Source organism: Seonamhaeicola sp., assembly GCF_028281565.1.
In the GTDB taxonomy this organism is placed as follows: domain Bacteria; phylum Bacteroidota; class Bacteroidia; order Flavobacteriales; family Flavobacteriaceae; genus Seonamhaeicola.
In genome coordinates, this window is sequence record NZ_JANQJQ010000030.1 from 192,738 (window position 1) to 207,451 (window position 14,714).

Sequence of the window (14,714 nt, forward strand, 5' to 3'; positions counted from 1 at the left end):
TTGTAGCCATATTTGTGGTTTTCCGCAATTTATTTCTTGTTAAAACTTACTATATTTAGGTTCTCAGTTTTTCCTAATCATTGGAAGAATATTATTTTTATTTAACATCTTATATCTCAGACTATTTATGAGAAAACTAACATTTCGTGATTTAGCCATTAAAGTTCTAGAAAAATCGAATATTCCGCTAACAGCAGAAGGAATATGGGAATATGCTGTGGCAAACAATATGGATATTTTAAAACAAAGCATTGGAAAAACACCTTGGCGGACAATTAAGTCCAGAATTTATGTTGATATTAAAAACAATCCCGATACACCATTCATCAAAATTGATTCTAAGCCTAAAACATTTTATCTAAAAAAATTGGCAGGTGATATAGAACTTAAAGATTTAGAGAAAAAGGCTATTGAAATCATTGAAAAGCCAAAACAAAAAAAATACAGCGAACGAGAGGTTCATCCATTCTTGGTATATTTTGCAAATACATATCTTGATGCAAATTGTAAAACCATTAAGCATGAAAGATCTAGTAAAAAAAGATATACCAAATGGTTACACCCTGACATTGTAGGGGTTAATTTTCCAATTGAAGACTGGAGTAAAGAAGTTTTAGATTTTGGTTTGGTCGCTGGGAGAGGAAATTTAATCACACTTTTTTCTTTTGAATTAAAATTAGAACTAAATTTTTCCAATCTTAGGGAAAGCTATTTTCAGGCAGTTTCAAATTCTTCTTGGTCGAATTATGGCTTTCTAGTAGCCACTAAGGTATTGCGAGATGATGAATTTGAGTATGAACTTGCTAGACTTAGTACTGCATTTGGTATAGGAATAATTAAGCTAGATATTGACGATCCCGATTCATCAGAAGTACTTTTCGACGCAAGATTAAAAGAAGATTTGGATTGGGAAACTATAAATAAGTTAGCACAAGAAAATAGAGATTTTAAGGAGTTTATTGTCAGAGTTAAAAATGACTTAACAACAAAAGAAATAAGAAAGGAAAGTTATGATAAAGTACTTGAAATAGAAGCATTGGAGAAAATAATTAAAAAATAAGTTAGTATGTGTAAAATGATTATTAATATTATAGTTTTTTATATGCCAAAAAAAATGAAAACTTAATAAATATACATGACAGCAGAAACGCACCGCCAAATGGCGACATTCATATGGGACATTTGCAACCTCCTTCGTGGTCCGTACAAAAGAAACGAATACAGAAAAGTCATACTACCGTTAACTGTACTAAGAAGATTTGATTGTATTCTTGCACCAACGAAAGAGCTGGCAATTGAAGAATATAACAAGGTTAAAGGGAAGCCTGAAAGTATTGTTAAGGCTAGGATGGAACAAGTTACACAAGTAAAGTTTTACAACTTGTCTAAGCTAGATTTTAAACGTCTTTTGGATGATGCTAACCAAGTAGCACCTAATTTAAATAGCTATATTAATAACTTCTCAACTAATATCAGAGATATATTTGACCGTTTTAAGTTTGAGGATGAAATACGGACAATGTCAGAAAAGAATATTCTCTATCAAGTCATTAAGAAGTTTGCCTCGGTTGACTTATCTCCTGAGCGCATAGATAACCTACAAATGGGCTACATCTTTGAAGAACTGATTAGAATAGGAGCAGAACAGTCCAATGAGGAAGCTGGTGAGCACTTTACACCAAGGGAAGTTATTAAGCTAATGGTTGACTTGTTACTATCTCCTGAAGATGACCTAGCAGATAGTTTCAAGGTTAAAATGATATATGATCCTGCTTGTGGTACAGGAGGAATGTTATCTGAAGCAGAACAATATCTTAAAGAACTTAATGAAGATTCACAGCCTTATTTGTTTGGTCAAGACTGGAATGATGAGGCTTGGGCAATCTGTCGTTCTGATATGTTGATTAAAGGGCATGATGAGGATAAAATAGCATTGGGTGATAGTTTTACAAAAGATGCCTTCAAAGATCAAAAGTTTGACTACATGCTTGCTAATCCTCCATTTGGAGTTTCTTGGAAACAACAGCAAATGTATATTAAACGTGAGGCCGACCTTGGCTACAATGGCCGTTTTGGCGCAGGATTACCAAGGGTAAATGATGGAGCATTATTGTTTCTACAACACATGATTTCAAAAATGCGACCTGTAGAAGAAGATGGAAGTCGTTTAGGTATAGTGTTTAATGGCTCTCCATTGTTTACTGGTGATGCAGGTGGAGGTGAGTCCGAAATTAGAAGATGGATTATTGAAAATGACTGGTTAGAGGCGATTGTTGCACTACCAGATCAACTGTTTTACAATACAGGAATCTCCACTTATATCTGGGTGGTAACAAATAAGAAGAAAAGCTCACGCAAAGGAAAAGTACAACTAATAGATGCTCGTAATTTCTGGTTGCAAATGAAAAAAAGCCTGGGGAATAAACGTAAGCAGATTGGAGATGGCAAAGATGGACGTCCGAATCATATCTCAGATATTATTGCAATATACGATAATAACAAGAATGACGAGAAAAGGACTTTTTCAATAGATGGAAAAAATAAAGAGCTGATTGTAAGTAAGGTATTTGATAATGAAGACTTCGGTTATCATAAAATAACGGTTGAAAGACCTTTACGATTAAATTTCCAAGCAAATGAAGAGAGAATTGCTCTCTTGGATGGTGTAAGTTCCTTTAAAAATATTGCATCCAGTAAAAAGAAGAATGAGAGCATTCGTTTGCAAGAAATAGAAGCTGGAGAAAAACGACAGGAACAAATCAAAGAACTTCTTAGAGATTTGCACAAAGCCAATAGAGGCAAATTATACAAGGATAGAAGGGCGTTTTTACGAGAACTTCGAGAAGTGGATATTGGAAAAAGAGCTAAACTGACAGCTTCAGAGCTCAAGGCAATTATGGAAGCGATTGGAGAGCGTGATGAGACAGCAGAAATTTGTAGAAATAGAAAAGGTGAACCGGAACCAGACACTACACTTCGTGATTATGAAATCATTCCTTTGAAACAAAACATTGAAGATTATTTTAAACGAGAAGTTTTACCTCATGTGTCTGATGCATGGATTGATTATTCAAAAATAAAAGTTGGGTATGAAATTCCTCTGAATAAGTATTTCTATAAATATGAACCCCCAAGAGATTTGCAAGTTATTGAAGAAGAACTTAAAGAATTGGAACATGAAATAGTTAGTCTTTTAAATGAAGTTACTAAATCCGACAAAGTATAAGATATGAGTTATTCGGAATATAAAAATAATGGTGTTGAATGGTTAGGAGAAATTCCGTCTCATTGGCAACCAAAACGATTGAAATTTGTTACTTCACGAATCGTTGATGGTACGCATTTTACCCCAGATTATATAGAACAAGGAGTTCCTTTTTTAAGAGTTACCGATATAACTAAAGGCCAGAATATTGACTTTGAAAAGGTCAAAAGAATCAGTGAAGATGAACATCTGGAGTTGAATTTAAGATGCAATCCAAAAAAGGGAGACTTGCTTCTGTCAAAGAATGGTACAATTGGTATTCCGAGAGTTGTCGATTGGGATGAGCCATTTAGCATCTTTGTTAGTCTTTGTTTAATAAAACCAAAGGAAGAAATAGATGTGAACTTTTTGAAGCATATTTTTCTCAGCAAGGGTATTGAAGAGCAGATAAATGCAGGTGGTAAAACAAATACCATTACTAATCTACATTTGGATAAAATAAGAGAGTTCTACTTATCTCTTCCTCCGATTGAAGAGCAAAAGCAAATTGCTAAATTTCTTGATAAAGAAGTATCTCGAATTGATTTATTAATTCACAAGAAAAAGCAATTTATTGATTGTTTAAAAGAAAAAAAATTAGCTATTATTTCTAATGCTGTGACAAAGGGGCTAAATCCTGATGTAAAAATGAAAAAAAATGAAGTTGAATGGATGGAAAATGTACCAGAGCATTGGGAAGTTTGGAAAATTTCTCATGGCTTTAAGGTTATTGGCAGTGGAACTACTCCAAATACAGAGGATATAGAATACTATGAAGGAGATATTAATTGGGTTACGACCTCAGAACTTCGTGAAAACGATATAGAAAGCTCTAAGAAAAAAATTACTGAAAAGGCTCTTCAAGAGCTTTCAGCATTAAAACTATATCCCCCCGGGACGTTGTTAATTGCTATGTATGGCGCAACAATTGGCAGGTTGGGAATATTGACTTGTAATGCTAGTGTGAACCAGGCTTGTTGTGCCTTGTCAGAACCAATAGCGTTTGATATTAAGTTTGTTTTCTATTGGTTTATTATGGCTAAACCAGTATTGTTGTCACTTTCTGCAGGTGGAGGCCAGCCCAATTTAAGTCAAGAAATAATTAAGAATACTAGGATTCCTGTACCAGATATTGTCGAGCAAACAGAAATTGTAAAATACATCGATGATGAGATAAAGAAAATTGAAGAAGTAATTAAAACGGGGGAATCTGCACTAGATAAATTAAATGAATATAGAACGGCCTTGATATCTTCAACGGTTACAGGAAAAATCAAAGTAATTGACTGAATATGAGCGCAAATTATAGAATATCGTCATTTGAAAATTATTTAGAGGTCATCAAGGATGAAATCAAAATAAAAAGACCGTACTATAGGGGGCAATCTAAACGAACATCCGAAGGGTATACGCTTATGCCGTCCATTGGCCGATTTAAGCAATTGGAAAAGAAACATCCAGCAGATTTCTATGATTTTGAGTGTAGTGTATTAGACACTTTTGCGAATCATGTTGTGGGTCAGGTAAATCACCTTCCTAGAAATGATTGGGAATATTTAGCACTGGCACAACACCACGGATTACCCACTAGATTTATGGACTGGACAACAAATCCATTGGTCGCATTGTATTTTGCCTGCAGAAATGCAAAAAAGGACACAGATAGTGCTGTTTATGTATTAACTACCGCCATTGAAAAATATGGCGATATTCTCCGTTCGGATGATAACAAACACCGAGATGTACAACCAGAAGGGGATTCTTTCACAGAAAAAGTATCAGATGAAGATGACCCTTATTCTGACTATGGCTTAGATGAAGATGAAAATGATACCGACGTCTTTGAGGAAGATAGCCCGAGTTACGAACTTCCAAAAACATCTTCAATGAAAAAAGAAGATGTTGAATCTCCATTTGACATCAGTGAGAACATTATTTATGACCCTGCCCATGTATCTCCTAGAATACGAGCACAAGATGGCGTTCTATTGGCTTGTCAGCAACCCTTAAAGCCTATAGATGAAACAGAGTATATTGAAATTATTATTGAGCACAGGAATAACAATCATTTTAAAATATGCCAGCAGTTAGAACAATATGGTGTCTTTGACAAGCAACTTTTTCCAGATTTAGATGGAATGGCTAAATGGTTACGATATAAAGAATTTGAAAATGGTCATTAGTAAATGAAAGCAACTACTGAACAAGCGTTTGAAGCATATATTGAGGAAACTCTTTTGACGAAAGGAGGGTGGTATCAAGGCACCAATAGAGAGTGGGATAAAAAAGTGGGGGTTTTCCCAGAAAGAGTGCTTTCCTTTATTAAGGAAACTCAGAAGGAGCTCTACTCCAAAATGGCAGAATTGCATGGAAAAGAATTAGATGATAAAATCATTGAGACCTTACTTAAAGAACGAAATACTAAAGGTACTATACACATACTACGTCATGGTTTTCGATTCTTTGGCAAGACCTTCAATATGGCTTACTTTAAACCTGCGCATGGGCTAAACCCTGAGATAATTGAGCTATATGAGAAAAACCAATTGACTGTAACGAGACAAGTTCAGTGCCATATTACCAATTACGATACTGTAGATTTGGTATTCTCAATCAATGGTTTACCCATCGCCACCTGCGAGTTAAAGAACCCTGCAACAGGTCAAAACTGGAAAAATGCCATAGCCCAATATAGAAAAGATCGCGACTGGAGAATGCCCTTATTCAAGTTTAAAACGGCTGCACTTGTACATTTTGCTGCTGACCCTGATGAGATACACATGACCACTCACCTAAGAGGGAATAAGACCTTTTTTCTACCATTTAATAGAGGAAGTCATCCAGGAGAAGTACAATGTGGAGCAGGAAACCCACAACATTCTTCTGGACATAGAACAGGTTATTTCTGGGAGGAGATACTTCAAAAAGATAGTTTCCTCGAAATTGTAGGTAGCTTCATTTTCATAGAAACCAAGGAAGAAATTATTACAAATGAATGGGGAAAGAAAAAGCAGTACAACAAGGAAACCGTAATTTTTCCTCGCTACCATCAATTAGATGCAGTTAGAGAATTACTCAAAATATCAAAACAGGAGCGTACAGGACATAATTACTTAATTCAACATTCTGCGGGTAGTGGAAAGACTAATAGTATTTCATGGCTTTCTCACAGGCTTGCCAGCTTACATACAAATCAAGATGAAAAAATATTTGACTGTATTGTTGTAATTACGGATAGAAAAGTACTTGACAAACAACTTCAAGATGCTATTTATCAAATTGAGCATGCACAAGGAGTGGTTAAAGCGATTGATCAAGATGCTAAACAACTGGCAGAGGCATTGATTGATGGAACTAAAATTGTTATTACAACCCTCCAAAAGTTTCCTTTTGTATTAAAGGGGCTACTAAAAATTGCAGGGGCGGAAAACACAGATAAGGCCACAGAGGAACAAGTGGAAGCCTCTAAGAATTGGCAGGATGAAATTGCTAAACGTAATTACGCTATTATAGTAGATGAAGCACATTCAAGTCAAACTGGGGAAACAGCAAGAGAACTAAAGGAAATTCTAGGGACTGGAATAGACTTAGATATTGATAATGGTGATGCTGACTGGGAAGATAGATTGAATCAGGTTATGGAGTCTAGGGGGAAGCAAAAAAATATTAGTTTTTTTGCCTTTACAGCTACGCCTAAAGGCAAGACACTTCAATTGTTTGGTAGGAATAATGAATCGTTTCATGTTTACTCAATGCGTCAAGCGATACAAGAAGGATTTATTCTCAATGTTTTGGAAAACTACACAGTGTATGAGACTTTCTACAAACTCATTAAATCCGTTGAAGATGATCCTGAGTTACCACAAAGACAGGCGACCAAGGCTTTAGGGAGGTTTATGAGTCTTCACCCTGTAAATGTTGAACAACGCACTCAAATTATGGTAGAACATTATCGTAGTTCTGTAAAGCACCGAATTAATGGAAAAGCAAAAGCTATGCTTGTAACAAGTTCAAGGCTTCACGCAGTTAAATATATGCTAGCATTTGAGCGTTACATTGAAAAGCGAGGATATACGGACATTAAACCGCTTGTGGCATTTAGCGGTAAAGTACAAGACCCGGATACTGGTTTAGAATATACCGAACCCCAAATGAATACTGATGTAAATACTGGTAAGCCCATAAGCGAATCTCAGTTATCCGAAAAGTTTGACACAGATGACTACCAAATACTTTTAGTTGCTAATAAGTATCAGACTGGTTTTGATCAGCCTTTACTGCATACAATGTATGTCGACAAGCCTTTGGACGGTGTTCAGGCAGTACAAACATTGTCGAGGTTAAACAGAATTAGTCCTGGTAAGGAAACACCCTTTGTCCTTGATTTTGTAAATAGTTCGGAAAGTATATACAAGGCGTTCAAACCTTATTACGATCAGACTTCGCTTCAGGAAGATACTGACCCACAGCTTTTGGAAACCCTGAAACATGAACTGAATGCAATTCAGGTATATTATTGGTCAGAGGTGGAAGCATTTGCCCAAGTTTTCTACAAAGCATTAACTAAGCAGAACCCAACTGATCATGCAAGAATGCAAAAACATATCCAGCCAGCTGTTGATAGATATAAAACATTAGACGAGAAATTAGCACTGATTTTCAAGCATAAACTCTCAGCATTTATTAAATCATACGCCTTCCTAAGTCAAATTATTCCATATAATGATTCCGAAATGGAAATACTATATAGTTTTTGTCGTTTCTTGCAACCCCATTTGCCAAGAGAACGTGATTACGAAATAATTAGACCTGAAGATGAGGTAAGTCTTCAATATTATAGGATTGAACGTGTTTCAAGTGGTTCAATCGTACTAGAAGAGGGAGAGCCTTATGGGGTAAAAGGAATCACAGAAGCAGGAACTGGTGGTGGCAAAGAACCAAAGAAACCACTATCCGAGATAATTGAAGTACTTAACAGTAAATTTGGCACCGAATTTAGTGAAGAGGATCGACTGTTTTTTGAACAAATTAGAGAGAAAGCAGTTAAGGATAAAAAAATCATACAGACTGCAGAGGCAAACCCACTGGATAAATTTCAATTGGGAATCAAAAAAATAATTGAAAATTTGATGATTCAAAGGATGTCTGAAAATGATGATATTGTATCAAGATATATGGAGGACTTAGAGTTCCAAAATGATGCTTACAAGATACTTGCAAAGGAGATTTATGAGAAGATAATAAACAGGTATTAGTTTACAGAACTTTTACTAATAAAGGAACTTAACTACAACTTCTTAATATCCCACTTAGTTAGGCCAGTGTATTTCTTGATAATATCAATATCAACACCGTCTTGAACCATTTTCTTAGCAATATCAATTTTAATGGCATGCTCTTTTTCCGTTTTTATACGCCATTCTTCAAATTCTTTCTTTTGCTTATCAATAATTTCAAATGCTCCAGACTTTTGTAATTCAGCTATAATACCCTTATCAGCAAAACTTGTATACTTTTCTTCTGAAATAATTAAATGGTCAATAACTTCTATATTAATGAGTTTCCCAACTTTTAATATTTTATCAGTAAAATCCTTGTCAGTTTTTGAAGGCTCAATATTACCACTAGGATGATTATGAACAAGAATCAGTCTTACAGCCAACTTGTATATGCCCATTCTAAATATATCCGGTGGATTAGCATTTACTCTGTTTACTGCACCTAAACCAATAAGTTCAATAAACAGAACCTTGTTGCTGTTATCTAAACCAACTACCCAAAAATGTTCTTGATTACGTCTTATTTTATTCTCACGAAGTAATACCTGCTGCATTACTTTATAAATATCAGACGAGTTTAGTATTTTGATTTTTTGTTCTTTAGATAATCTTACATTCATAACGTAAATATACAAATCAAGGTCAGAATTAACCGATAAAAGATTAATTTTAATACCTCTAAATTACATAGAAAAACTAAATCTTAGTTTTTTAACATTATGTCAAATAGAAACCATATGTTTCTACCCAGATGGGGCGCAGGCAAAATGGCCTCAGAAAACATACGCGGGTATATATGAATCTCACAAGCGCTGTTTACATATTAGAATACTAAATGCTAATCCCTGAGAATCGCTTAAAAAATAAATTCTTGATCATTATATGGAATATTCAAATTATCCGGTTAAAAAAGAGAATCTAAAAGCATTGCCACTGAGGTCTGGAAGGCCTAATTATTCACGATATAAAAGATTTAATAAATTATAGGCGCAAATTAACTTTTACATAATTACTACCGATATAAAACACTAACGTGTTATTACATCTGCAATTATGTAAAATGCAAGCATACGTCAATTTGCTTTAAATGTACTATAATGTTCCTGCGTTATGTAACTTGAGCTTTGGATAAAAGCTCAAATCCTTACCACAATTTCTTGAAAAATTTATTCCCAAAAGTTTCTTTACGATGTTAATGGAACACTTATTATGCGACGACGTAGGAGGGAAGCGTAATGTGTGTGGAATGATATTTAAATTATATTTTTTGATAAATAGCAAGAATCGGATTTTTTGAATCAGTATATATTATCATTTTTGTATCAAACAATTAAGAAATGATAAAGCTCGATTTAGATAGAAATCAAAGAAAAGCATTATTTGAGCAAGTTATAAATAAGGTTGATTCTTATTATTCAAACACAAAATCTTATTCAACAACCCCTAGTTTAGAGATTAATCAAATTAGAGATTATATTAATACGCAGAATTTACAGACGTCTGTAAACTATAAAAACGCAATTAATCACGTTCTAAATGGATTGGAAAACTATTCTGTACACACACCACATCCAAAATATTTTGGATTATTTAATCCAAGAGCAAATTTTTCTGGAATATTAGCAGATTTAATTACTGCAACATATAATCCGCAACTTGCCGCCTGGAGTCACGCTCCTTTTGCGGTAGAAGTAGAGGCGAAGCTTATTAAAGAATTTGGAGAAAAGTTCGGTTATAAGTCAGAATCTATAGATGGTGTATTTACTACAGGTGGTGCCGAAGCAAACCTTTCTGCTCTACTCTGCGCATTAAATCATTCATTTCCTGAATTTGCTAAAAATGGAGTGTTTGGGATGTTAAAACGCCCTATTATTTATTGTTCTCAAGAAGCACATCATTCTATACACAAATCAGCCAAAACAGTTGGTTTAGGATATTCTTCAGTACAAAGCATTCCTACCGATGATGCATTAAAAATCGATTTAAAGAAATTGAGAAATCAAATACAAGAAGACATTGCCTCTAACAATTTTCCGACTATGATAATTGGAACGGCTGGTACAACTGGAGCTGGTACAATTGATGATTTAGTTGCATTAAGAACTATTGCGGATGAATTCGGTCTTTGGTTTCACATAGATGCAGCTTATGGTGGAGCTGCGGTTATAAATAAAGAAATTAAACCAAATTTAAAAGGCATTGAAACTTCCGATTCTATTACTTTTGATGCTCATAAATGGATGTCGGTTCCTATGGGAACAAGTATATTTTTAACTTCACATAACGAAATACTTTCAAAAACATTTAGGATTTCCACAGAATATATGCCTAAAGAAGCTGACTCATTAGATATCGTTGAGCCATTTTCTCATTCAATTCAATGGAGTAGAAGGTTTATAGGATTAAAAGTCTATTTGTCTCTTTTATTTTTTGGTTGGGATGGTTATGAGCAAATTATTGGTCATCAAAAGAAAATGGGAGATTTATTTAGAAAAAAATTACTAAAAAATAATTGGAGTATTAAAAACAAAACGCCACTTCCAATAATTTGTTTTACTGATGATTCAATATTGAATAATAAACAGTTTTCTCAAAAAATTCTTGATACTATTCTTAAAGAAGGAAAGTCTTGGTTATCCACGTACCCAATTGGACAGTTAAACACCTTTAGAGTTTGTATTATCAATTATAATACCTCTGAAAAGGAATTAGATGAACTAATAGAAGAGTTAAATGAACTGCGAAAGCAGTACTTAAATAATATATAGTAATTTCGTGTAAATATGAAAGTTGAAAAATCATATCATTATAGTAAAATAGAAGAGGCTATAGAGTTTTTAGATACAAACTTCAAAGAGCAACCCTCTTTGGATGATGTTGCAAATCATGTCCATTTAAGTCCCTTTCATTTTCAAAAATTATTTAAAGAATGGGTAGGTATTAGTCCAAAAAAATATTTACAATATTTAAGTTCAAATTTCGCAAAAGGTTTACTTTATAATAAACAAAATTCACTTTTCAATACAGCTTATGAAACTGGGTTATCAGGCACAAGTAGATTACACGATTTATTTATAAATATTGAAGGAATGACTCCTGCAGAGTATAAAAATGGTGGAAAAAAGTTAACCATAAAATATAGTTTTGCAGAAAGCCCATTTGGGAATTTAATTGTGGCTTCTACTTCGAAAGGAATATGCTATATGGCTTTTGTAGAAGATAAGGAAAATGGTTTTTTAGATTTGAAAAAGGAGTTTCCAAATGCTCAATATGAACAAGTTTTAGATAAGGTTCAACAGGATGCTCTTTTTATTTTTCAAAATGATTGGAGCAAATTGAGTGAAATAAAACTACATTTAAAAGGTAGTGATTTCCAATTGAAAGTATGGGAAGCTTTATTGCAAATTCCTCAAGGAGATTTGAGTACATATGGAGAAATTGCAGAACAAATTAAAAACCCAAAAGCCTCAAGAGCAGTAGGAACAGCTATTGGAAAAAATCCTATTGCATTTTTAATACCTTGTCATCGTGTAATACAAACTTCTGGTCATTTTGGTGGCTACAGATGGAATCCGATTCGAAAAAAAGCTATTATTGGTTGGGAAATGGCAAAAATGTCTCAATTTTAATTGGCCTCAGAAGACTTTGGCTAAAACAATAGGTGAAATGAGCGGCCATATTTTAGAGGGCCAACCATACATATTATAAATACTATAAAAGTTTCAATACAATTCCTAAACAGTCTTAAGACGTTCCTAGATTTTCTAAAATATAGCGATTGAGCCGTATATTGTTTCCAAAGGGTTCTGCAGCCTTGATTTTTTTGTTTCTTTTTGTATCAAGACAAAAAGATATGCAAACCCTTGAAAGTTTAAAACAAATGCCGAATAAAGCAAGTGTATAGAAATTTTAAAGCATGGATTTGAGCAGAGGGAAATTTTATACTCTTGCGGCAGTTAGCCGAGAAATGCGCAGCATTCACGAACACAAAAATTTAAAATAGAAATGCGTGAGTAATCCTTAAAATTTTTTTTGACGTACATTTTCCCGTTTACGAGAATTATAATAGGTAGCCAAAACGAAGCTTTTATTATGCGCTGGCAAGCGTTGGCAAATTGTGGTTAAAATAAATTGCCATAAAGCAATTTGATTTTATTTAGCAATATAGCGCTTGGGAGCGGATATTTTACATAACGGCAAATTATAGTACATACCGACGAAATTTTCACTTTATAACCAAAACCAAAAAGCCGAATGTTTAATGACCCCCAGACGAAAGTTTTTTGTATAGACTACATATTCTGGGGATATTTTACATAATGTAGAATTATAGATACAGTGGGCGGAGTGTTGGCGCAAATTAACTTTTACATAATTACTAACGGTATAAAACACTAGCGTGTCATTATATCTGCAATTATGTAAAATGCACGCATACGTTAATTTGCTATAAATGTACTATAATTTATATTATGTCAAATAAAAATTTATAGCTATATAATCCATACTTCCCTGCTTCTAATTGTTAAATAATTAATAAACACTCTGGTTTTCTTTTTGGTTATAAAAAAAGAAAGTACTTTCGCCAACCTTATATGATCATGAATTAAATGAAACCCAAACCCAAAACAAAAACCTATAAATCCCGTATACGTTTATTACATCAATATTACAGCTATACCGGCTTTTACAGTTTTGTAGGTAAAAGTACTTTAAAAGCATTGCCCTATATTATTTTGGCTGTTGGCGGTATTTATGTGGTCAACCGGTTTTTTAATATAAACGATGCCCTGGCCGGCATTACGGAAACCTTACCGGTATTTGGTGTTTTGGTGTTCTTTTTTGTCTCGGAAACCTTATTGGGGCTTGTCCCGCCGGAGCTTTTTATTGCCTGGTCCGGAAAACTTTCCAATCCCTGGGGCTACCTGACGTTATTAGCCTTTTTATCGTATTCAGGTGGTTTGTTAAGTTACCATATGGGACGTATTATTACCAAAATACCCAAGGTACACCGCTATTTGGAAGGCAAAATGCAAAAACAGCTAAAAAACGCCAAAAAATGGGGCGGCTTTTTGATCATTGTCGGGGCCCTGTTACCACTGCCCTTTTCCATTTCCTGCTTAGCGGCCGGTATCATTAACTATCCGTTTAAAGGGGTTATATCTTACGGGAGTTTGCGGTTGCTTCGTTTTGTGATCTACGGACTGGTGATCTTTAATGTGGTTTAACCTGAATTGTCACTCTGAACTCGTTTCAGAGTCTTAACTTAAATATGATTTTGACTTGTAGAGATGCTTCGATACTTCGACTGGGCTCAGCACAGGCAAGCTCAGCATGACAAGGACCTTTTTTGGTACTACATGTTGTTCTGTCATTCTGAGTGAAGTATAACGAAACGAAGAATCTCAAACTTTAAAATGAATAAGATGCTTCGCAGCGCTCGGCATGACACTGCCGCTCAGAGTTATGAGATGCTGAATCAAGTTCAGCATGACACAAAAAAGTAAAATCCTAATAATCCGATTGCTGTATGGCTTTGATATGCGCAAAGACCTCAATGCCATGAATGGTAGTTTCAACTTCCTCGGTACTCATTTTTAAGCCCTTAACCACATTGGCTTTGCCCTTTGGTGAAATGGCCAGCACGTTATAAAACACCGTATCATTATAAATGGCCCTGATATGTACAATATTTCCGGATTTACTAACCCCTTTAACCGGCAGAATTTTACCATCCTCAGTAATGGCCTTAATATTTAAAATGGTACCGTCTTCGGCAATGGCCTTAACCGGATAGTATTTATCGCCTTTGATCACCAGCATTTTAACCGGTAGCGTCTTCCCTTTTACAATGGCTTTGACATCCAGCAAGCTGGTTTGATCGGAGTTCTGTATGGCCTTCACATCATATTTTCGGCCCCTGGCATCAAATGCTTTGATCCTTAGGAACTTGGCATCCGGTTTAAAGGCTTTGACATGCCAGATGATGTCTTTGGTTTTTTCTTGTGTAACTCCTTTATAGCTGAATGATACTGCTATAATTAACGTGATGATTGGTATTAGTTTAGTTTTCATAATAGTATTGTTAGTGTTTACATATCCGTTCTCGGTCATTATGAGATGCTGAAACAAGTTCAGCATGACAGGAAGGGCGAAAAACGAACATTTAATTAATGTTAATTCAATGTAAA

At 34.6% G+C, this 14,714-nt stretch carries 10 protein-coding genes; 8 read left to right on the forward strand and 2 right to left on the reverse strand.

All coding sequences use genetic code 11. The annotated features are described in order from the left end of the window. Positions 1-127: 127 nt before the first annotated feature. From Q0983_RS14135 to Q0983_RS14155, 5 genes are all read left to right on the forward strand, one after another. Positions 128-1,060, forward strand: coding sequence for an HTH domain-containing protein (locus Q0983_RS14135; protein ID WP_299554548.1), 933 nt, complete (start codon positions 128-130; stop codon positions 1,058-1,060). A gap of 75 nt (positions 1,061-1,135) precedes the next feature. Continuing rightward, entirely contained in the window at positions 1,136-3,226 is a 2,091-nt protein-coding gene (locus Q0983_RS14140; protein ID WP_299554551.1) for a class I SAM-dependent DNA methyltransferase, read from the forward strand. A 3-nt stretch (positions 3,227-3,229) separates the two neighbouring features. Further along, positions 3,230-4,534 carry a restriction endonuclease subunit S gene (locus Q0983_RS14145; RefSeq protein ID WP_299554554.1) on the forward strand — a complete coding sequence of 435 codons (1,305 nt, stop codon included), beginning with the start codon at positions 3,230-3,232 and terminating at the stop codon, positions 4,532-4,534. Positions 4,535-4,536: 2 nt separating this feature from the next. Next, positions 4,537-5,427 carry an FRG domain-containing protein gene (locus Q0983_RS14150; protein WP_299554557.1) on the forward strand — a complete coding sequence of 297 codons (891 nt, stop codon included), beginning with the start codon at positions 4,537-4,539 and terminating at the stop codon, positions 5,425-5,427. 3 nt (positions 5,428-5,430) lie between these two features. Then, positions 5,431-8,499, forward strand: a complete 3,069-nt coding sequence (locus Q0983_RS14155; RefSeq protein ID WP_299554560.1) for a DEAD/DEAH box helicase family protein — start codon at positions 5,431-5,433, stop codon at positions 8,497-8,499. Positions 8,500-8,531: 32 nt separating this feature from the next. Here the strand turns inward: Q0983_RS14155 and Q0983_RS14160 are convergent, their stop codons facing one another. Next, entirely contained in the window at positions 8,532-9,143 is a 612-nt protein-coding gene (locus tag Q0983_RS14160; protein WP_299554563.1) for a JAB domain-containing protein, read from the reverse strand. 717 nt (positions 9,144-9,860) lie between these two features. Here Q0983_RS14160 and Q0983_RS14165 point away from each other — a divergent pair. The 3 genes from Q0983_RS14165 to Q0983_RS14175 all read left to right on the forward strand — a co-directional run bounded on the left by Q0983_RS14165 (position 9,861) and on the right by Q0983_RS14175 (position 13,751). Then, the gene (locus Q0983_RS14165) at positions 9,861-11,291 is read left to right on the forward strand and encodes a pyridoxal-dependent decarboxylase (protein ID WP_299554566.1); all 1,431 of its coding nucleotides are present in this window, start codon (positions 9,861-9,863) and stop codon (positions 11,289-11,291) included. A 15-nt stretch (positions 11,292-11,306) separates the two neighbouring features. Then, positions 11,307-12,152, forward strand: a complete 846-nt coding sequence (locus Q0983_RS14170; protein WP_299554569.1) for a methylated-DNA--[protein]-cysteine S-methyltransferase — start codon at positions 11,307-11,309, stop codon at positions 12,150-12,152. A gap of 981 nt (positions 12,153-13,133) precedes the next feature. After that, positions 13,134-13,751 (forward strand): VTT domain-containing protein, encoded by a 618-nt coding sequence (locus tag Q0983_RS14175; protein WP_299554572.1) that lies wholly within the window; start codon positions 13,134-13,136, stop codon positions 13,749-13,751. Positions 13,752-14,034: 283 nt separating this feature from the next. Here the strand turns inward: Q0983_RS14175 and Q0983_RS14180 are convergent, their stop codons facing one another. Further along, the gene (locus Q0983_RS14180; RefSeq protein ID WP_299554575.1) at positions 14,035-14,598 is read right to left on the reverse strand and encodes a hypothetical protein; all 564 of its coding nucleotides are present in this window, start codon (positions 14,596-14,598) and stop codon (positions 14,035-14,037) included. Positions 14,599-14,714: the final 116 nt, after the last annotated feature.